Genomic DNA, 20,837 nt, shown 5'->3' with positions numbered 1-20,837 from the left:
ATCTCTGCGGGCAGGGTTGCAGAGCCTTCTCTTATCCGTATCTTTTACTTCAATAAAAACACTACCTTACCTGGTAAGCGCTCAGGGACGCAATCTGCCCGGCCAGCCAGTTCCCCTGGCTCTGCAAAGCCGCCAGGGCCTGCTCCATAGCCGTAAACTGCCGCCGGAGCTGCTCTTCCTTTATAGCAAGCCGGTCTTCCATGCGGGCGATCTGGTCGTCAAGGTCGTCCATAATATCTTGCAAAGACTTTTCCCGAGAGGGAATAATGCCATCTCCGGAGCGGACAAGGGAAGTAAGATAATCATCCAGCCTGTCAACCAGCCCGGTGCCGCTGTCATTGGTAAAGACAGCCATGACGGCTGCCGGGTCATCTTCCAGAGCGGCCGTCAGTTTTTCCGTATCCAGGGTTAATTTACCGCTGCGGTCGAATGTTAACGAAGCACTGCCCACCGTGGCCCCGGTGGAAATGCCGATGCTCCAGGGGGTCTGGTAAGGACCCGTTATGCCTGCTATTTCAGCTGTCATCAGTTGCCATAAATAACTCTGCACCCGCGCCAGGGTAGGATCACCCTGTAAATCGCCTTCATCCCCGGCTTTGGTACTGATAAAATCCATAACCGAGTTATATTGATCCACCATAGCTTTAACAGCATCGACGGCTTTTTGGGTATCTTTGCCTATATCCAAACTCAAAGTTTCCGCCGCTTCAATGGTACCATTACCATCGGTGTCAGTTACAGCCAGGAGGTTCAGGGTAACCCCCTGGATGACATCAGTAATGGTATTGGAGGAGCGGGTTATAGTGAGGCCATCGATGGTAAATTCGGCATCCTGGGCGCGTGCAATCTCTGCACCTGCCAGGAGCTTGGTAGTATCGGTTGCATCTATTATTTTAAGGCTATTCAATATATGGGTCGTAGCATCATCATTAAACTGTATTCCCCCATTAGCGCCGCTTGTTTTACTCGCAATGACAAGCCGGTGGTCAATGACGCTGGCCGTCACAATGTCCCCCGCTCCCCCTTCATCAGGGCTCTTATTGATTTTAGCGCTGATAGAGTTCAGGCTATCACCGGCATCGACGGTAATCGTCCTTACAATTCCATTTACTTTAATGGTAAAGGTACCACTAAAACCCAGGCTGTTATTATCGTCCGCCGTTAACTGCTCCACGCTCGCCACTTTATGGGCCTGGGCTAACCGGATAATACCTACTTTATAACTTCCGGCCACAGCGTTGCTGGCTGCAGAAGCCGTCAATGCAGAGGTATTGCTGGAGGTGGCTTTCATGCCAGTAAAGGTGGAGGCAAGTTTAAGATCGGTGAGTTTGCTCTGCAAGTTGCTTAACCGTGTATAAATATCGTGCCAGGCGTTTTTCTCCACGTTATACTGGTCTTTGCGCTGCTGCAGCCTGGTCAGGGGTATTCTTTCGATGTCCATTAACTGGTTGATGATAGAGTCTGTATCCAGCCCCGAAGCCAGGCCGGAAATATAAAGGCTTCCCACCATATTAGAACACCCCTTATATCAGCTCATCCAGGAGCAGTCCCACCAGCTGTTGCATCTGGCTGGCTACTTTCAGAACGTTTTCCGGTGGAATGCGGCGGATAATCTTGCCTTCTTTGGCATCTATCACCAAAACATATATTTCGCCCTTCTCGTGGTCAAGCTTAAAGCGCAGTTTAATGTTGAAAAGCTCCGTGGCAGCGTTTAGCTTTTCTACTGCCTGCTCTAAATTACCCTGGGAATACCCGGCCTGCCCCTCTTGCCGGCGCTTTTCCTGCTCGCTGTCTACATTAATCTTTTTAGCATCCTGCACTGCCGGTTTCTGTGTCTGGCTCTGGACCTGGTTTAGGATTAAAGGATCGACTCCTTCGATCCGCAATACTGCCACCCCCGCGGGTAAAAATAACTCCTAGAGGATTATATCGACAGATAAGTGTCCTGCTTGAGGTTTAAATTTGAACTAAAACTAATTACAGCTTGATTTCATTTTCTAATAGTCACATAATATGGTTAGTGGAGGTGTCCAATCATGCTGACTATGAATGTGAGCCAGGCTAAAGAACAGTTTCTTGAAGTAATACGTCAAGTGGAAGATCGGGAAAACGTGGTATTGGAAAAAAGTGGTAAGCCGGTAGCTGCCCTCCTTCCTTACGAAGAATATGCCAGCCTGCGCCGCATTAAAAATTTTCTTGCTATGCAGGAACTCTACGCGGCCATGGAGGATGCGGGTATAACAGCTAGAGAAATATATCAAGACTCGCGCAAAGAGTTGGAAACGAGGTAGGAACATTGGACATCGTAGCAGATGCCAGCGCTATTCTCTGCGCCTATTTTCCTGACGAGCTTTCCCCAGGGCCAAGAAATTAATGCTGGACTACGCTTTAGGCCGGATCAGCCTTTGCGAGCCAAGATTGCTGGTCCTCGAGCTAATCAATGCTTGTTTGGTAGCTGCCAGACGTGGCAGGATTAGCGAGGAAATTTTATTTAAAACAGCAAAGGAATTTTTTTTCCTTGCAAATCATATGGATAGATATTGAAAAAGAGGCGGAAAAAGTTTTTTCTTTAAGCCGCAAATATCAGATTACCGCCTATGATGCCGCTTATATCGTTGCGGCCCAGTTGAAAGGATGCGAGTTTTTTACTGCTGATCAGCGTTTGTACAATGCCGTAAAGCATGACCTTAATTTTGTACGCTTATTGAGTGAGTACCAATAATGAATCTTCCATAATATAAGCAATACAATTAAGCTGCCTTTTCATCTGCAAAAGCTAGTCTTACCTTGCGGAACTTTAACCCGCCTCGATGCTGGTCAAGCTGTGAGATGATTATTACGTTTTTTCTAGACTACAAGAGTATTGACGCACATTAGTTCGTATGGTATATTAAAAATAGCCTTTCTCTACCTGATAAAAGTAGGTGCGAGGATGTCAAATGAAGACTTGCAAGCCTATTTAGCCCAACATTACCCCGATACCGATAATAAGCTCTTGGCAGAAAAGCTGGGAATAACCGAAAATAAGTTGCGCAAACTCGCCTCTCGTTATGGTATTAAAAAAAGCGATAGCTATAAGAAAGAGCTACATAAAAAACTGATGCAAGCCAAGGAAGAAAAATATTTAAATAATCTACCGGACCTTGAGCTAAACTCGTATGAACTAAATATCATCGTCGGTAGCTTAATGGGCGATGGCTGCCTAAGTTTCGCACCGCGTAGCCGCCAGGCATTTTATCGCGAACATTTTGCCCCATCCCAACGGGACTACCGGGTTTGGAAAGCCAGACAGCTGAAAGGACTGGGTTTTAAAATTTCAAAGGACAACCATTTGCGTAGCCCATCCCTGCCTGTTCTTACCCGGTTATACAACATCTTCTACATCAATAATCGCAAATGCCTCACACCAGAAAATATAAAATTACTTACCCATCCAGTAGGCCTGGCCTGCCTTTTTATGGATGATGGCAGCCTGGTTATAAACTATAGCCGTAAAAAAGACGGCTTTTATATCTTCCCGCGCCTTACTTTTTATACCTTTGCCTTTACAGCACAAGAAAACGATTTACTACGCCAGCATCTGGAAAAGATATTTGGCCTGACTTTACGCTTAAAACCCTTCCCTTACGGCCATGGATACGGCCTTGACAGCGGGCGGCAGGCGACGATTAAACAATTAATCGCTTTGATTAAACCTTATACCGATATGATACCCTCCAAAGCAAAGCGGCTGGACATAACCCGGCGGCTCTTAGCCAAGGACGCGGAACTGCGCAGGCGTTTTGGGGCAAACTGCCAGAACACTATCGCTGATTTTGATTAACCCGGTCCCCCGTCTCACCCTCTGACAGTCTTGGTTCCCGTTCTTCAAGTCCTGCTGCTATTTCTTTTAACAAAGCCTCAGTATAGCCGGCGTAACGTTCGACCTCGGTGAAGAATGTTAAATATAAAGAAGCTAACTTTCCTCCTTTGGCGGGCAAATCCTTTTCTTCGTTCAGCCTTTCACTAAGGACCCGGTTAATGGCATCGATACGGGCGGCCAGGCCCTGGATAATAAATAAGCGGTAAAAAGTATTTTGCGTTATGCGTCGGTCTAAGCTCGCAAATTTTCTCCTTGCCCTCTCATAATTGGCTGGTTTTACCGTTCTCTTCTGGCATTTTTCCAGCAAGCTTTGGGCTACCTTTATCCCCTCTTCAAAACAGGACCGCAGGTCTTTCCGGGAGGTCCCGAGTTCATCCAGCGCCTCCCGTAACCGGCGCATTTGATCAGGCCCGGGCGGCGAGTAACCGGCAATCCTTTCCGCGATTATTTTTGCTGGGGCAAACTCCTGTTGCAAGTAACGACCGGCAACCTCCTGGAGGGGCATAACTTCTGTCCCTCGGATGCGGGCGCCCCCTTCGGTAGCATCAATCACCAGCCTTTTCCCCTCTAGAGCCCGCAAATACTGCTCAAACCAAACCAGCATAGAATAAAAAGCCGTAGTGGTAGGCACCTTGCCACCGTAAATATCTTCTACCCAGATATACTTACCCTTTTCAGGATCGATGCTCTTTTGATGCCTGGCGCCGTCGGCATGGGTTTTATTATTGGTAAAGGCCAGGTCCTGCCCCACAAGGATAATAGGGTTGGCTCCCAGTTTCACTGCCAGGTCGAGGCAAACGTTGGCTACCGAAGGCCCGCTGATGAGGATGCCTTTTCTGTCGCCTATTTTCTCGTCAAACCACTCAATAAAAGGGGATACATTTAGTTCGCAGCTTAAAAGCGGCCCCGGGTACTCCTGGATAATACGGGGGTAGATGACCGGCGCGTAAACCAGGGGTATATCGCTCCCATCGAAACCGGCAAAGTGCTGGTAATTAGCTTCTCCTGGATCAAAAGAAACCAGGAGGTGGGGCTTAATACCGTTTTTCTCCAGAACCCTGATAGCTGACCCGGCTGCCAGGATAAGGGCTTTTTCCTTGAGTGACGGCAGGAGGTGGATATTTTTTTCCAGCGATGGCCCGGCAGCAACGATTATCGCCGGCCTGCCGGCAAAAGAATCAAAAAGGCGGTTCACTCCCGGTGCATTTATATAGGAGAAAAAATTATGGCGATAATTATACAACCACTGGTACATAAAGTTTTCCGTAGTGGCCCAGTTGACCCGACGCTGCCGCAGCCTGTCGGTGACCTCCTGGCAAACACGGTGCCAGTATTCTTTATAAATCCTCTGGTAAGCCGGCAGGGCCTCTAAAGATATCTTTTTACCGGCGTTTTCAGCCAGGATGGCGGCTAGTTGGGCCGCTGCATCCCCCGGGTCAGGTACAACCAAGAGATAGAACTGGCCGCTTTTAAGAAGGCTGCTCATATCTCGGGTGGCAAAAGCGAGCTTGACAGCCTCCAGCTGCGGTTCCAGCACCAGAATGGTTTTCCGGGGATGCAACCGCCGCAATGCCTCCAGGTGATAGCCCAGGCCAAGGCCCAGGATGACCAGCATCTCAGCATCGGCGTTAATACTCCCGGCCCAGGTTTCAGCCTCCCGTTTCGGATCATAGCGGCTATGCAGGGCGAATTCCTGGTCCGGGGTAATAACTATCACCGTGGGTTCCCCGCTGCGGGACAGAATGACTTGCCATTTGTCAGGTAAACTTGCCTTTTCAAGGTCGCGAAACAGCTCCGGGCTATACCTTTGTAACAGGCGAGCGTTTTTGCGATAAATCAGGCTGGCTGTTGGATTCACCGGCGCTCCCCCTCGCTGCTTAATGAGGTAAAAAATGCCAGGCAGTCATCTATTAATGGTGCCAGCCGGTACTCCAGCGCATCAGCCAACCCTACCACATCCCCCTGTTCCCAGGCAGCCGCCATTTCCCTTAGAGACTGCCGCAATTCTTCCGCCAGGAAAGAAACTTCTTTCTTTTTCGGCTCACTTAAATGATGGTGCTGCAGCACGCCAGCAAGCAAAGAGTTCAGCCAGTCCAGCCCCTCCAGGAATCGCGCCCAGGAATCGCCGCCGATATTTTGCCCTTGAACTAGTTTTGTGGCCTTCTGCAGTATATCCTCGTGCAGAGACGGAAGAAATGTAAGGGCAGTATTTATCGCCTCGCTTACCAGGGCGGTGGGGGTAAGGGTGGTAATCTTAATAACTTCCGGCGGCGGGTATATGCGCCCCCGGAGGAAAGCCTCCAGATCGGCTACTTCCTGGCCGTCCACCAGGGTACGGGCCACAACACGGCCCCCTTCATTAGCCTGGCGAGTAAGAAGGGCCACCTCTTGTAACACTTCTTCAATGGTCGCTTCTGTTAGGGTTATTTCCGCATCATCAAATATTAACCGCATCTTTCCCCCGGCTTTCAAAGAAAGCCGGCCCTGCAGGCCGGCTTTCTTTATTATATAATTTTGCTTCAAGATTACCGTAACAGTTGCAGTACGGTCTGCGGCTGGGCGTTGGCCTGGGCCAGCATAGCCGTACCAGCCTGGGAGAGGATCTGGTTCCTAGTGAAAGCCATCATTTCCTGGGCCATATCTAGATCGCGGATGCGGGACTCGGCCGCCGTCAGGTTTTCCGCGGCTACACTAAGATTGGCGATGGTATGCTCCAGGCGGTTCTGATAGGCACCAAGTTTGGCACGCTCGGCAGAGACAGCTTCGATGGCGTTATTTATAATTGTAATAGCATCATTGGCATTTTCCTGGGTGATGACACTGATTCCTTTATTCTTCCCTACAACATATACTTTTGCTGTACCTTCAGCAATTCCGGCATTACTAAATCCGCCGGAGGCTTTAATAGTTAAAGTTGCACCACTAACAACTAAATTAACTGAACTGGCAGTGCCAGTGACATTCGCGCTTGTCTTAAGAGTTCCTTCGCTATCCAACAACTTAAAAGTATAGGTCCCGGAAGTTCCGATACTTACTTCTAACTGATAGGCACCATCAGCGAAGCCACTAGCAACTGTAGCGCTTGCTAGCTTGGTTACGCCGCCGTCCAGAGCTAATGCAGCCGCTCTATTCTGTGTATTTAGTTTTTCTGACGTCATCCCGTTGATCTGAAGCGTTATACTCTGCCCTTGATTGGCCCCAATTTGGAATGTACCATTAAAATTGCCGCCTAAAAGGTTCTTGGTGTTGAATTCAGTCGTATTGGCAATACGGGTCAATTCTTCGGAAAGTTGGTTTATCTCCTTCTGGATCTCCCAGCGGTCAGTAGCAGTGTTGGTATCGTTGGCCGACTGCACCGCCAGTTCCCGCATACGTTGTAAAATACTATGGGTCTCATTTAATGCCCCTTCAGCCGTCTGGATCAAGGAGATACCATCCTGGGCATTGCGCACCGCCTGGTTTAGGCCCCTTATCTGGCCGCGCATCTTCTCGCTGATGGCCAGCCCGGCGGCATCGTCGGCGGCCCGGTTGATCCGCAGGCCCGAAGACAACTTCTCCATGGATTTGGTTAGGGCGTTATTGGTAACTGTCAAGTTCCGGTAAGCATTGAGGGCCGAAATGTTTTGGTTGATACGCACCTAAAGTCATCCTCCTTGACATTAATTTTGGCATCCCTGCCGTTACCTTAGTTCAGCAATAACTTCTGGATACATGATAAAAAATGCTCTAACAATAAGTATCCTTTTGCTTTTGGTCACCTACCACCCCCTAAAAAGGATCTTTCATGACTTCCGTTCTCGCATCTTTTAATATCGTCAATCGGACAAAATTATTTAGTTCCTTTCAGAGTTTTAGATGTTCACTCATATGTCTATATAAAATTTAAATAGTTATGCATTTTTTGCATGCCAAAACCAAATGGTTAATAAATCTAAACAATAGCCAAAATATGCGTAAATAATGAAAAATGGTTAGCACCCACGGTTGACCACCGTTCAACCCACCATACTCCAGGTTAGCGGGGTGCCCGCAGGAATATCTTGTGTGGCCCTACGTCCCAGTACATCTTTTAAGTACCGCGGATGCAGGCCATGTCCTGGACGAATGGAACGTATATTTTCCTCGGTAAATACTTCGCCAGCCTTCATGTCTTTCACCACAAAAAGCGAGCGTCTGAAAACTCTGCTCCTGGCTTCTCGTTCGCTCACGCCGTAGTGAACTTTACCCAGGGCCTTCTCTGCTGTACGGATAGCCTCCACCATTGCCTTGAACTCGTGCGGTCCTAGTGAAAAAGCGCTGTCAGGCCCCGGTATGTTCCTCGAGAGCGTAAAGTGTTTCTCCACGATGCAAGCACCCAGGGCTACCGCAGCCACGGGTACGGCCATCCCAAGAGTGTGATCGGAAAGACCTACAGGAACACCGAAAGACTCAGCTAAATGCGGAATGGTACGCAGGTTCATTTCTTCAGGCGGAGAAGGATAGGCACTGGTACATTTAAGCAAAGCAATCTGGACCGCCCCGGCATTACGGGCAGCTTGGACAGCTTCTTTGATCTCTCCCAGGGTGGCCATGCCTGTAGAGATAATCAGGGGCTTGCCGGTACGAGCCATCTTTTCTATGAGGGGGATATCCACAATCTCAAAAGAGGCGATCTTATGCACTAGTACTCCTATTTCTTCTAGAAAGTCTACAGCCGTGGGATCAAAAGCGGTAGAAAAGAAATCAAGCCCCAGGTTTGCGGCCACTTCCTTGAGTTTAGGTTGCCATTCCCAGGGAGTGTACGCTTCGGCGTAGAGGTCGTAGAGGGTTTTGCCATCCCATAACGTTCCGCCCCCAATGCGGAATTCCGGCCTGTCGCTCTTGATGGTCATGGTATCAGGTGTATATGTTTGGAACTTGACCGCATCCGCACCGGCTTCCTTAGCAGCTTTGATGAGTTCGACAGCCTGATCGAATTTTTGGTTGTGGTTGGCAGATATCTCCGCCACAATATATACCGGATGATCAGTACCAATCTTTCGGCTATTAATCTCAATGTAGGATTTCAAAAAATATCTCCCCTAAGTTATTGACAATGCATGTTTAATGCGTAACATTATTGTCTATTGCTAAACTCAGATGTATCGCCACGTGTCCACCACGGACTACCTCTACACCATGTATCTTAAATCCAGCCTTTTCAAAGGCACGAATAGATGCCTGATTTGTAGGTTTTACGTAGGCATGAACAGTTACCACAGACGGGGTGATTCGAAAAAGCTCGCCAACAGCTAAACGGATCAATTTGGTTCCAAAGCCTCGTCCCCGAAAAGATTCACATAAACTCAATGAAATCTCAGCTTCTGTTCCATGTATATCGAATCTTACTTGCCCAATAGGGCAAGATTCCTCATTTGTGGCGATAAAATGCACGGTATTAGGATCTTTCCTTCTACTTTGGAACCATTTGAGATGCTGAATCCAGGGTATAGGCTCAGACGAGAAAGAACAGGTACGTACTACAGGATCATTTGCCCACTCCCATAAAAGAGAACAATCCTCAGGAAAGACCGGACGAAGATGGATATCTTCTACTGCTTGCCCCAAAAGAACATTTGCAATGCGCAGTACACCACACCCATCTACTAGTTGTCTACCACGCAGTGACAGGAGAATACGAATATCATTATCCAAAATAATGCGTTGCAGTCTTTCGTAAATTAGGCGACCTACGTCTATACCGATTGCATCTTGAAACCAATTTAAACCCTTTAAACTCTCCACGAAACCCCACTCGTTCAATACCCTCGTAATTTCCCGTTGATTATTAGCGATTGGCAAAGTAAGTGTAGGAACACCCAAAAACAAGAGTTCCCATACAGTAGTTCCCCCTGCCGAAATAGCTATATCTGCCCACGCCATCAGTTCAGGCATATTTGCAGCATTCTCAATCAGACTGATCGAGAGCGGGCTGGATTCGGCCGCCCGGTGCAGCGTCTCCCTGTGTAGGTTGGACGGGCCGACGACAACCACCGCTTCCAAATCGGGTATATCTATCTGAGCTAGAGCCCGGATGACCTTCAGGGTGATATTATCAGGGTCACTTCCGCCCATTGTCACCAGAACCTTTTTCGCTACTTCGGGAACCTCTCTCTTGTAATTCCGCCATGGCCAAAACTCTCGCCGTAACAGCACGTACTTCGTACCCAAAAGCAGCCGGGTGTAAGGTTCGCAGATATAATGCAGTTTATGAGCATGAATGTTCTGATTCAGAACGATGTCAGCATAATAACGGTCAAGATGGGCCATGTCATCAATGACCAGCAACCGATGGCCTGCTTCTTTAACCAGTCGCTGATAGGTAGAATCAAAGTGATAGCCGTCCAGCACCAGCCAGGCTTCGGGATGCGCTGCCAGCACGCTCATTGTTGTTTTTAGGTCTGCAGGATCCGGATGCGCGCACTGCAATTCCACTACGTCAAACCCTTCATTCCGAAGCCGCTGCTTCAAAGCAGAGCTGTTACAAGCAGTAATAAAGACTGCCTTCCCGCCATGCTCCTGCCAGGCTTGCGCTAGAGCCAGGCAGCGCATTAGATGGCCGGTGCCAATCCGGGTATTAGCGTCGGCACGAATTATTAGCGTTCGGTTCTCAGTGCTCACGGCACCACCTTCTGTTGAACGTGCCTGTTGATTTTTAACCACTCCGGATGTTCATTGAGCACATAGAGCACATCTCGCCAGGTAAACCCATTGTTCCCGAAATACTCGAAAATCTTGCGAACAAAAGTCAAATCCTCTAGAGTATCCACCGTCCAGCGCATATACGAATAATCTACATTATTGGTTATACCTTGAAGCTGGAATTTCTCCGGATGGCGATAAACGTAGGGAGTTACGTGTTCTCTCGTGGCCGGGTTGGCATCTTCCCTCCACGCGCGTTCAAGAGTAGATAGAGAAAAAACCTCTGTATCCAAGCCGCGCGGGAAAGTTCGCGGGGGCAATGTATTGCTGGAGTAATCCAGCTTTGGTTGTCCTTCTATGAACGTCTTTATAACCTGATCGATCACTTCGGAATCGATTAACGGGCAATCCGAGGTGATGCGCACAATAACATCAGCGTGATATTGCTTTGCGGTTTGATAATACCGGTCTAAAACATCTCCTTCACTGCCCCGGAAATAAAGCCAGCCTTGCGCCTGGCATAAGGAAACGATGGCTTGATCCGCCTCGTTCGTGGTCGTAGCGACAACCACTTCCTCTACTAGCTTGGATTGGGAAGTTCTTTGAACTACATGCCAAAGCACTGGCTTGTCTAAAATATTCATTAGTACCTTTCCAGGGAGCCGGGTTGATCCTACCCGAGCCTGGATAATGGCCACTATTCGCATTCCACTTTCTCTCCAGCACGTTTATTAATTACTTCCACCAAACATCTAACTACAGTATTGACATCGTCTTCAATCATCTGCGGAAATAGGGGCAGTGAAAGAATTTCTTCATACGCGGCTTCTGCCACCGGGCAAAGGCCCGGGCCCGTACCGAATTTTTCCCGGTAAAATGGGTGTAAGTGAACCGGGATGTAATGCACGTTTACTCCGATACCTCGCTCTCGCAGGGCCCTGAAAACTCCGGCGCGCTCGACGCGGAGATACTCGCGATCTAAACGCACAACATATAGGTGGTAAGCATGCGAAACTTCCGGGCGTACTTTAAGCGGGCTAACGCCTTGTATAGCGGCGAGGGCTTCGTCGTACTGGCGCGCCAATTCCCGCCGCCTGGCAAGCCAGGCCGGAAGTTTGCGCAACTGGCTTATGCCAAGAGCACACTGAAAATCCGTGATGCGGTAGTTATAACCCAGGTCGACCACTTCGTAGTACCAGGTGCCCCGGGTTGCTCGCTGGTGGTGATCGGCGGTTATGCCGTGGTTACGGAAAATACGCATCCGCCGCGCCATAGCGGCGTCGCTGGTGACAATCATGCCCCCCTCGCCTGTGGTTATGTGCTTTGCAGGGTGGAAGCTAAACACTGTGAGGTCAGCCAGTGTTCCAACCTTTCGGCCCTTATAGGTGGCTCCCAAAGCATGACAGGCGTCGGCCACCAGGGCCAGCCCATATTTATCGCATACCTGCCGCAGAGCATCGTAATCACACGGCTGTCCCGCATAATCCACCGCTATCACGGCCTTGGTACGTGGCGTAATTTTGGCGCGGACCTGCTCGGGATCAAGCAACAGGGTTTCCGGGTTCACATCGGCAAACACCGGGGTCCCACCCTGGAAAACGACGCAGTTAGCGGTAGCCGCAAAAGTCATCGGAGGGACAATAACCTCATCTCCCGGCCCTATGCCAAGGGCGTACATTGCCGCGTGAAGCGCCGCCGTTCCACTCGACACCGCTACGGCTTCTCTCGCACCTACAAAATCTGCAACCGCTTCCTCAAAACGCCCCACCATTGGTCCCGTAGTCAACCACTCGGAGGATAACACCTCTAATACAGCCTCTATGTCTTGTGCGTCTACCCAATGCCGCGCATAGGGAAGAAAGCGATCTCCTTGAAGCTTCCCATCATTTACTTTTGTTCCGTCAAATTGCTGTAAACCGTCTTTCATTCCAGTTTGCCTCCGTGAGGCGTTCTTTCAACATCTGGTGCAAATCCATATGTTGCGATTAAGTCTTGCAGCTGTTCCACCCTAAGCCACCACTCATTCTTATCACTCGAGAAACGGAAACCATCTGGTAAGGGTGTGCCTTCCGACCAGTTGCCTGTTTGCCACCATGGGTGTAGTGGTTTAATTACGTACATATCGCCCACATCTACAGTATGGCGGGCCTCATCTTCGGAAATCAACACTTCGTGCAATTTTTCTCCCGGCCTTATCCCGATATACTCAACTCGACACCCAGGGGCCACTGCCTCTACAAGATCCATGATGTTCATGCTCGGGATCTTGGGCACAAAAATCTCCCCGCCACGCATTAGCTCTAGACAGCGCAAAACAAAGCGTACACCCTGTTCCAGCGTGATCCAAAAGCGTGTCATACGGGGGTCCGTGACGGTAACCACACCGTTTTCACGCTGGCGTGCAAAAAGCGGAATAACACTACCCCTGCTGGCTACCACGTTGCCGTATCGACAAACCGCAAATCGTGTCCCACCTGCCCCGGCATATGCATTCGCCTGAATAAACATTTTTTCCGCACAAAGCTTGGTTGCTCCATATAGATTAACTGGGTTTACAGCCTTATCGGTACTGATGGCTATAACTTTCTTTACGCCCCTGTCTATAGCCGCTTCGATAACATTCTGGGCACCTAAAACATTTGTTTTTACCGCTTCAAATGGGTTATATTCACAGGCGGGAACCTGTTTCAGCGCTGCGGCGTGTACAACAATATCTACTCCAGCAAAAGCTCTGTATAGTCGCTCCCGGTCCCGCACGTCTCCAATGAAGTACCTGATCGGGGAACCGGCTGCCTTGTCATCATAAATCTGACGCATTTCGTGTTGCTTTAGCTCATCGCGACTAAAAATGATTAACCGCCTAGGTTTATACTCCCTTAAAACAATTTCTACAAATTTCCGTCCAAAAGAGCCTGTAGCGCCAGTGACTAAAACGCTTAAGCCATGCCACTCCACCTATAACTCACGTCCTTTAGTAAAAAGATTACAATTTTTCTAGCACTATTTTTCTCCAACAGTTAAGGATAGATGGGTAAATATCGTTTTCAGAGGATAAGTAGGAAACAGATTTCTCCTCTAAAAATTCCCAGCACAACTTCGCTCAAATTCCCTCACCATGGGCCCGGCCGAAGAGACATAGCCGCTTGCTAAAACTTTTAAGATATAGTCACGCTCTAACTCACTGATATTAGGCCAGTCCAACGGTATCTTAATTTCCTGCATCAAAAAGGCGCCGCCTTATACGTTATATTGTCCGGCTTTATATAAAGCCAGGTGATTTTTAAACCAATCGATTGTTATTGCCAGTCCTTCCCTCAACGAGTATTCCGGCCGCCAGCCTGCCAGCCGGTTCGCTTTGCGGTTATCACAGCATAAACGCTCTACTTCGCTCGCTTCAGGGCGGTAACGTTCCGCATCAACCCGGTCTTTCACCTTTATCCCGATCAATTGTCCTATCAGCTCAACCAGCTCGCCGATGCTTATTTCCCGGCCGCTGCCGATATTTACCACTTCACCCACGGTATGGGGGGAAAGGCCGGCTGCGATAAAGCCGCTCACCGTATCTTCAATATAATTAAAGTCCCGCGTCGGTGCCAAATTGCCCAGCCGTATCTCCTCCCGGCCACTTAACAGCTGGGTGATAATCGTAGGGATAACGGCCCGGGCTGACTGGCGTGGCCCGTAGGTGTTAAAGGGCCGGATTATAGTTACCGGTAAATCAAAAGACCGGTAAAAACTCAGGGCCAGCTGGTCGGCGCCAATCTTGCTGGCAGCGTAAGGTGACTGGGCTTGTAGGGGATGGTTTTCATCGATAGGGACATACCGGGCCGTTCCGTAAACTTCGGACGTAGAAGTATGAACTACCCTTCTCAGACCCTCTTCCCTCGCTGCCTGGCAAATATTATACGTGCCTTCGATGTTCGTCCTGATGTAAGCAACCGGCGTGATATAAGAATAGGGAATCCCTATTAAGGCCGCCAGGTGGAATACTACCTCTATCCCCCTTAAGGAGGCCCTGACGCTGTCATAATCGCGGATATCACCCGCAAAGACTTCAACATCGTCTTTGACTTCACTCTCCTCCAGCCAACCCCATGTATTGCGAGCATCATAATGGACAAAGGCCCGGACTTTATGTCCCTCTCTAACCAACCTCTCCGTAAGATGCGAACCGATAAAACCGCCGGCACCGGTTACTAAAATGTGCAATGGGATATACCTTCCTTTGATCCATATTAAGTTATTTTGGGTGCCTTATATATTATTTCTTCACTTCTATTTACTTTCCATGACATTATATCGACATTTTACCGCCAGGCTGGAGGGGTTAAAGTAAGATTTTCTTTCAAGATTATGACCCTTTAACTTCGTCTAAAATGCTTTTAACAGCATTAGAGGGCCGGCAATAATGACCCTGGGATTTCCGATAGACACAAAAATACCCCCGTTTGTAGCAGGGAGAAGTGAACAGGGTCACGAACACTGGTCACTGTACCTCTTCCCACAATTTGTTTAAGTTAAGCCTCAAACCCGGCAGCACCCGGGAGGTATAAATCCCGTCTTCATCCGGCCGTATCTGTTGATACCGGCCATCCTGGAGCTGGAAAAACTCGGCCTGGCGAGTATCGGGGTGAATAAGCCAGTATTCTTTCACGCCTGCTTGTTCGTATTCCTTAAATTTAATGTTCCGGTCGCGTTCAAGGCTTTCCGGTGAGGTTATCTCGATTATTAAATCAGGCGCCCCGTTCAGGTAAGCAGGCTTAAGCAAGTGCAGGCGCTCCCTGGCTACAAAGATTAAGTCAGGTTCACGTGCACTTTTTAATGGGTCCGGCAGGCGTACTAAGAAAGGTGCAAAAAGCACTTCCCCCAAATCATGTTGGATGACAAATTCCCTGATAAGCATATAAAGAAAGCCCGCCAACCTTTGGTGGTTCAGTGATGCCGGCGTCATCAGGACGACCTCTCCCTCTACCCATTCGGCCAGGGTGTCTTCATCGGCCCAGGTAAGGAATTGTTCAAAGGTCATTTTGCCGGGCGGGAGAGGGCGGGCATCGGCGACGGCGTACCGGGTACAGGCCTCTTTGAGCAGGTTATGGTTATCCTGTCGGCTCATTTCAGTTTCACCTGCCGTCATTACGTAGTTGACATGACTGCCGCTTTACACCAATTTGCTGAATTGATCATATCATACAAAAGGTTGGTTCTCAATGTTACTGCTGCTCACCCGGCTTTGTTTTCATGGGCAGCTCCCCGATCGCTATGGCCGGCATCCTGGCGGCGGCTTTATTCTCATCGCGGACGGCAGCAAGCAGCTCCTCGCGGACAATGGGCACCTCCGGCGGGGCGTCGATGCCGATGCGGATTTTATCGTCTTCAATGCCAACAACGGTTATTTTGATCCTGTTGTCGATAACGATGGTTTCGTTAACCCGCCGGGTCAAGACAAGCACGGCTTACCCGCTCCTTCGCCGGGGCCAGTCAGGGATAATGGCTCCCGGCCCCCGTCTTTATTATTTCCCTTAAAAGACGAACTCCTTTCCACCGGCGCGCCCGCCACAGCACCTGCTTTGTTCCGTCTTGCCTTCCCGGCAACGTTACCTGGCCGCAGCTCACCGGAACAGAGGGTGCCGGGTGGTATATCTGGTGCCCTCCATGACAAACTGCCGGCCCAGGCGGGCGGCCCTGTTGATGATCATTGGAGCCACCAGGTTGGCCGTCATGCGCCGGACGTCGCCGTTGGGGACGGTCACTACGGCCAGGACCAGGACGTCGGCAGCGGCTTTAATCTCCAGCTCTCTCTGCAGGCCATCCGGGATCTCCACTTCATAGCCGGGGAAAAAGAGAAAGGGGTCGACCAGCAGGAAGGCTACTTCCGGATCCCTTACGGCCTGGAGCCAGGTAAAGGCCGGGTTTTCCGGGATGGGGTGAAAGAAAAACTCTCTCAGGTGTTCAAAGGCCGGGATGCCGTTAGGAAAGGTCAACACTTCCGCCGGATCGATCTCTACTACCCCAAAACGTGACGTCTGTACCCTCACAGGTAAACCCGCCTTTCACTAGTTAAAATTCAGCACCCGCTCCCGGTAATCGGCGGTCATTTCCTCCTGGAGATAGTGGATAAAACGGTTGAGAAATACTGCCGCTTCGGCCCGGGTAAGGGTTTCGTTGGGCTTCAGGAAGCCGTACTCGTCACCCTGGATCAGGCCGATTTTACTGGCCACGTAGACGGCAGCTCGTGCCCAGGCAGGTATATCCCAGTCATCCTGGAAGGGAGTCCGCACATAGCCTGCCGGCGCCAGGCCTTCCAGGCCCAGGGCCCGTACCAGGATGACCAGGGCTTCGGCCCTGGTCAGGGGCTCGGTAGGGCCAAAAAGGCCCGGCCCCGTACCGGTCATTACTCCGGCTTCATAGACGGCTTTGTAATACTTATAGGCCGGATCAGTCGTGGCGACATCGGCAAAGAGGGGTTTTTCCTGGGGCTGGGCGGCCTGGCCCAGCCTGCCGGCTAACAGGGACGATTGCCCGGCCCGGCCCGTAAGGTTCGGCCGGGTGTAAGTCGTGCCGCCCTGACCCGTCAGGATGCGGCCGGTGGTCAACCCCCTGGCACCCGGCAGCCGGGCTGCTCCCGAATCTTCGTCCGGCAGGGGCAGGTCCAGCACTGCGACCAGGGCCCGGGCAAACTGGCCGCGGAAGAAGGGCAGCGACGGCCGGAAATAATCCCCTTCTTCCTCAAAGGCGCCTAAACCGTAGATCTGGCGAATATCCGCCTCGGCCCAGTGGCCGCGGATGTCGGCCAGGTCCGCCACCCACAACCAGTTTTTGCCGGCAAGGCCATTTAATTCGTAACTGCCCTCTTTCTTCAGCCAGCGGCTGCTGGCCAGTACGCCGTTCTCCAGGTCGGGAAAACTGCCCCGGTAATGCAGGGTTTCGGTGGTCCGGGTATTCTCGACGTAGCCCCCCGCAAAGCTGATGGCCAGGGGCTCGTTGGCCTGGTATTCCAGGTAGCGGGTGCGCCGGTAAGAAAGGTCCTGGTGGAAACTGCTGCTCCACGTAGTGGAAACAAGGGTTTCCTTATCCAGAGCCACCTTGCCGCTGAAAAACACCGTGCCTTCTTCCTGGCTGGTCTCGGTGCTTCCCCAGGCATGGCTGTAACCTACTGTTTGCCCCCAGGTTTCCACAGTCACCCTGGCCTGGTCGTTATTAAGGCTGTAGACTTTCCGGGCCGTCCAGTTGCCGCTTTTATAATCAACCGCCGGCTGGTGGTCCAAAAGCTCTGACCGGGAGAATTGAAAGTCATGCAGGGTGTACCTGTCCTTTCCCACAGTGATTGTTTCGTTGAAGCGTTCCAGGGTGGTAGTGTTTACTTCCTGCCTTCCATTTTTTTCTACTTCCGTAGCAAAGTTCAAGCTCCGGTTCAGCTTGATGCCCTTTTCTTTGTTTTCCAGTTTAAAGGTAACCCTGCTGGTGATTTTACCGTTCCTGGCCGGGCTGGTATTTTCCTGCACCGTACCCTTCAGGAGTACCGGCTCGCCGGTAAGGTAAAGGACTTCGGCATATTCCTTTTCGTTCTTGATGCCGCCCTGGAAACGGTAAAAATCGACGGCAGCGGCCGGGAGGGCATGCAGTAAATATATAGTGAAGAATGCACCCCAAAAGATGAGCCAGCAAAATTTGTCCCTCAGCCGGTTTTCAACCACACCAACCACCTCTACCCTCACCTGAAAATATTACGGCTGGTACCTTCTTTTTCCCAGGAAGTCGCCGGACGCATAGACGGCTATTTCCATACCTAATCCATTGCCACTACCACCAGGGCCTGCTTCTGGTCGTGGATGACATAGACGTTATCGCCGGGGAGCAAGTCTTCCAGGGCCGCCATGGCCCTCCCCTTCACTACCAGGGCCGTCCGGGCATCCAGCTCCAGGGAATAATCACGATCCTGCCACTGGCTGTAGCCCGGGCTCCAATCCCGGACGGCCGTCAAGGTCAAAGTTCCATTATCCGGGTCTATTTCCTGCAGGCGGCCCAGGCTGGTCATGGTGGGGCCTACGGCACTCCGGGGCAGGACCAGGAGACCCCGGGCCTCTTCTTCCCGGACCAGGGTATAGGCCTGGTAGCCATCATACTTCCCGGTAAATCGGGCCTCAACAAACTCGTCCAGGCTCAAAGTCCCGCTTTCGTCCATGATAACCGGTTCCCAGTCCAGCTGGAACTCCATGCTGTAATCCTCGGTTTCTTCCCAGTCGTAAAGCCGGTCGTCCTGGCCGCCCATCTCTTCCACGTCTTCCAGCTCAAAGCCCTCTTTGGATACGGCTTCTACCCGCCCACGGTAGAGCCGCCAGGAGGAAGGTAAAATATCTTCACTGAAGATCAGCACTGCCTGGCGACCGCCGGGAACCGCTGCCGCTACCGTAAACAGGTAATCGCCAAGCTCCAAGTCGGCTGCCTCAACCTGCCGGCCGTTTTTAATGATTATACTCTCCCGGGTAAAGGCAACAGGGTCTACGGCACCGGCCAGCAGCATTTCCCTGCCCCCCAGGGAAAGATAATCCAGATAGCCTTCCAATAACCTGGTAGAAGCATCCACCTTTACGGCCTTAACGCCAACCTCACCCTGGGGACCTCCCGCCAGGACTACAATCACTTCACCGGTATAGGGGCCGTAGGGTACCAGCAGGTCGCGGGAAGTCCCGGCCAGGGAAGCTGCCGCTTCCCGGGTCAGGCTCACCACCCGTAGGGGCTCACCGGGCAGCCAGGCACCGTAGTAAAACTCACTGGTATCCCGGAGGACAATCTTGTTGTCAAAGGAATTTATCCGGTCCAGTTTTCCTTTCAATATCTTACCCAGACGGCCGGTACTGTTCCCTACCTGGATCCCAAGAGCCTGCCCGGCGGCATCAACCTGCACTTTGACCGGGTCACCGGTCTTCAGGTCGGCGAGCATTATCGCGCGCCCGGCCCGGCTAATGGTCGTAGACCCCGTTATTTTGAACGTTTCTTCGTTTCCGGTCGCATCGACTATTACTATCGCACCGGCCTCTGCTTCCCGCACGTAACCGGTAACAACCCTGGTGTCGCCCGGGATGTATGCCGGTGTACCTGTTCCATCCAGGGGGACTATCCGGGTAACGGTGCCGTCCTGGACCGTGAGGCTGACTACCTGGCCCGGCAGGGGGAGGTCGCTGCTGTACCCCCTGCTTTCTACCGCCAGGTGGGGGCTGACGGCATAGCGGTACTGCCGGCCCTGGTCGTCCACCAGGAGCAGTTCTTTTTCCCCGGCTGCCAGGACCATACCCCGCAGGGACCCGGCCATGGCAGTGCTTTCCGCCAGGAGGACGTATTCCCCCTGGAGGATGAGCCGGACGGCCTCGCCCCCGGACAGCTCTTGCCCCAGGGTTAAACGTCCGGCTTTATAGAGTATAAAATCTGACAGGGAGTTCCCGCCGGCATCTTTTTTGATCTCCAGGTTGATGACGGGGCCGGCAAAGGTAGCTACCCGCAGGGTGATGATCTTCTCCCCGTTGCCCGACCAGGTTTCCACCCGGTCCATTACCTGGCCTTCTACCCGCCGGGAACCCCTGCCGGCAGCCAGCTCGTTGTCGAGGCGGTCCAGGAGGGCTGCCATTTCCCCCCTGGTCATTGCCTGCCGGGGGGCAAAGGCACCTGCCCGTACACCCGTCATCAGGCCCCGCTGCAGGACGGCTTCCACCATGGGAGCTAGCTCATCGTCGACTTCATCCCCGTCGCTAAAGGCGCCCAGGCAGGGATATAATCCAGATGCTGCCGGGCTCACGCCCAGGGCCCGTCCCACCCAGGCCGCCACCTCCTGGCGTGGGGCCGGCTGCTGCCATTCTTCCGCCGTAAAGGCCTTTTCCCGGTCCGTTAACAGGTTCCAGGTCGCGGCCGGGACCACGGCGGCAACTGCCTGACCTGCCGCCGTGGCGGCCGAACCTTCCCACCCCGCCGCCCGCGCCAGCAGTATCAGAGCCTCCGCGCGGGTCACCGCCGCCTCGGGGGCAAACAGCCCGCCGCCGCGGCCGTGGACAATGCCCTGGGCCGCCAGGCGTAAAATGGGCAAAAAGGCCCAGTGGCCCCGGGTATCGGTAAAGCGCACCGCCGCCAGCCGCTTTTGCGGGTAGGGTAGGCCGCGAAAGGTCTGGCCGGTAACCAATTCCGCCGTTACATCTGAGCCCTGTCCCGTTAAATATGTCCCCTGGGAACCTGCCCCGGTTATTTCCTGGGCCGCGGCCGCCGGCACGGCGGCGGCAAACAATATCAGCAGGCATAGGACTGCGGCAAGATATTTATGGTATGGCAT

19 protein-coding genes are annotated in these 20,837 nt (G+C 51.7%); 3 read left to right on the top strand and 16 right to left on the bottom strand.

Annotation, left to right across the window (positions count from 1 at the left end):
* Positions 1 to 61: 61 nt before the first annotated feature.
* Together fliD and E308F_RS14545 are read right to left on the bottom strand one after the other, a co-directional pair.
* Positions 62 to 1,510: a flagellar filament capping protein FliD gene (fliD, locus tag E308F_RS14550; RefSeq protein WP_141265615.1), complete on the bottom strand. Its 1,449-nt coding sequence runs from the start codon at positions 1,508 to 1,510 to the stop codon at positions 62 to 64.
* 13 nt (positions 1,511 to 1,523) lie between these two features.
* A complete protein-coding gene (locus E308F_RS14545) occupies positions 1,524 to 1,886 on the bottom strand; it encodes a flagellar protein FlaG (RefSeq protein WP_141265614.1) in 363 nt (120 codons plus the stop codon).
* A 150-nt stretch (positions 1,887 to 2,036) separates the two neighbouring features.
* On the opposite strand from E308F_RS14545, the gene E308F_RS14540 reads away from it, so the two are divergent.
* From E308F_RS14540 to E308F_RS14530, 3 genes are all read left to right on the top strand, one after another.
* A complete protein-coding gene (locus E308F_RS14540) occupies positions 2,037 to 2,291 on the top strand; it encodes a type II toxin-antitoxin system Phd/YefM family antitoxin (RefSeq protein WP_141265613.1) in 255 nt (84 codons plus the stop codon).
* Between the two features lie 173 nt (positions 2,292 to 2,464).
* Positions 2,465 to 2,722, top strand: coding sequence for a type II toxin-antitoxin system VapC family toxin (locus tag E308F_RS14535; protein WP_141265612.1), 258 nt, complete (start codon positions 2,465 to 2,467; stop codon positions 2,720 to 2,722).
* Positions 2,723 to 2,932: 210 nt separating this feature from the next.
* Positions 2,933 to 3,823, top strand: a complete 891-nt coding sequence (locus E308F_RS14530; protein WP_141265611.1) for an endonuclease — start codon at positions 2,933 to 2,935, stop codon at positions 3,821 to 3,823.
* Here the strand turns inward: E308F_RS14530 and E308F_RS14525 are convergent.
* From E308F_RS14525 to E308F_RS14455, 14 genes are all read right to left on the bottom strand, one after another.
* On the bottom strand, positions 3,804 to 5,720 hold the full coding sequence (locus tag E308F_RS14525) for a motility associated factor glycosyltransferase family protein (protein ID WP_141265610.1): 1,917 nt from the start codon (positions 5,718 to 5,720) through the stop codon (positions 3,804 to 3,806). The two genes, E308F_RS14530 and E308F_RS14525, sit on opposite strands and share 20 nt — an antisense overlap.
* A complete protein-coding gene (locus E308F_RS14520; RefSeq protein WP_216364567.1) occupies positions 5,717 to 6,385 on the bottom strand; it encodes a hypothetical protein in 669 nt (222 codons plus the stop codon). Before E308F_RS14520 ends, E308F_RS14525 begins: the two co-directional genes overlap by 4 nt.
* Positions 6,386 to 6,387: 2 nt before the next feature.
* Positions 6,388 to 7,500, bottom strand: a complete 1,113-nt coding sequence (locus tag E308F_RS14515; protein WP_141265608.1) for a flagellin — start codon at positions 7,498 to 7,500, stop codon at positions 6,388 to 6,390.
* Positions 7,501 to 7,857: 357 nt separating this feature from the next.
* Positions 7,858 to 8,910: a pseudaminic acid synthase gene (pseI, locus tag E308F_RS14510; RefSeq protein WP_141265607.1), complete on the bottom strand. Its 1,053-nt coding sequence runs from the start codon at positions 8,908 to 8,910 to the stop codon at positions 7,858 to 7,860.
* A 34-nt stretch (positions 8,911 to 8,944) separates the two neighbouring features.
* The gene (gene pseG, locus E308F_RS14505) at positions 8,945 to 10,501 is read right to left on the bottom strand and encodes a UDP-2,4-diacetamido-2,4,6-trideoxy-beta-L-altropyranose hydrolase (RefSeq protein WP_141304188.1); all 1,557 of its coding nucleotides are present in this window, start codon (positions 10,499 to 10,501) and stop codon (positions 8,945 to 8,947) included.
* Positions 10,498 to 11,229, bottom strand: coding sequence for a cytidylyltransferase domain-containing protein (locus tag E308F_RS14500; protein WP_141265606.1), 732 nt, complete (start codon positions 11,227 to 11,229; stop codon positions 10,498 to 10,500). Before E308F_RS14500 ends, pseG begins: the two co-directional genes overlap by 4 nt.
* Positions 11,220 to 12,449: a UDP-4-amino-4,6-dideoxy-N-acetyl-beta-L-altrosamine transaminase gene (pseC, locus tag E308F_RS14495; protein ID WP_141265605.1), complete on the bottom strand. Its 1,230-nt coding sequence runs from the start codon at positions 12,447 to 12,449 to the stop codon at positions 11,220 to 11,222. Before pseC ends, E308F_RS14500 begins: the two co-directional genes overlap by 10 nt.
* Positions 12,446 to 13,477, bottom strand: a complete 1,032-nt coding sequence (gene pseB, locus E308F_RS14490) for a UDP-N-acetylglucosamine 4,6-dehydratase (inverting) (protein WP_141265604.1) — start codon at positions 13,475 to 13,477, stop codon at positions 12,446 to 12,448. Before pseB ends, pseC begins: the two co-directional genes overlap by 4 nt.
* A gap of 282 nt (positions 13,478 to 13,759) precedes the next feature.
* On the bottom strand, positions 13,760 to 14,731 hold the full coding sequence (locus E308F_RS14480; protein WP_141265603.1) for an NAD-dependent 4,6-dehydratase LegB: 972 nt from the start codon (positions 14,729 to 14,731) through the stop codon (positions 13,760 to 13,762).
* A 277-nt stretch (positions 14,732 to 15,008) separates the two neighbouring features.
* Positions 15,009 to 15,656, bottom strand: coding sequence for a Uma2 family endonuclease (locus E308F_RS14475; RefSeq protein ID WP_216364566.1), 648 nt, complete (start codon positions 15,654 to 15,656; stop codon positions 15,009 to 15,011).
* A 76-nt stretch (positions 15,657 to 15,732) separates the two neighbouring features.
* A complete protein-coding gene (csrA, locus tag E308F_RS14470) occupies positions 15,733 to 15,972 on the bottom strand; it encodes a carbon storage regulator CsrA (protein ID WP_141265601.1) in 240 nt (79 codons plus the stop codon).
* 159 nt (positions 15,973 to 16,131) lie between these two features.
* The gene (gene fliW / locus E308F_RS14465) at positions 16,132 to 16,557 is read right to left on the bottom strand and encodes a flagellar assembly protein FliW (protein ID WP_141265600.1); all 426 of its coding nucleotides are present in this window, start codon (positions 16,555 to 16,557) and stop codon (positions 16,132 to 16,134) included.
* Positions 16,558 to 16,575: 18 nt separating this feature from the next.
* Positions 16,576 to 18,225: an S-layer homology domain-containing protein gene (locus E308F_RS14460; protein ID WP_172613389.1), complete on the bottom strand. Its 1,650-nt coding sequence runs from the start codon at positions 18,223 to 18,225 to the stop codon at positions 16,576 to 16,578.
* 83 nt (positions 18,226 to 18,308) lie between these two features.
* Positions 18,309 to 20,837 carry an S-layer homology domain-containing protein gene (locus E308F_RS14455; protein WP_141265598.1) on the bottom strand — a complete coding sequence of 843 codons (2,529 nt, stop codon included), beginning with the start codon at positions 20,835 to 20,837 and terminating at the stop codon, positions 18,309 to 18,311.

It is taken from the genome of Moorella sp. E308F, from assembly GCF_006538365.1.
In the GTDB taxonomy this organism is placed as follows: Bacteria; Bacillota; DSM-521; order Neomoorellales; family Neomoorellaceae; genus Neomoorella.
The sequence above is the reverse complement of the archived record's forward strand: the minus strand, read 5'-3'. Positions and strand labels throughout refer to the sequence as shown.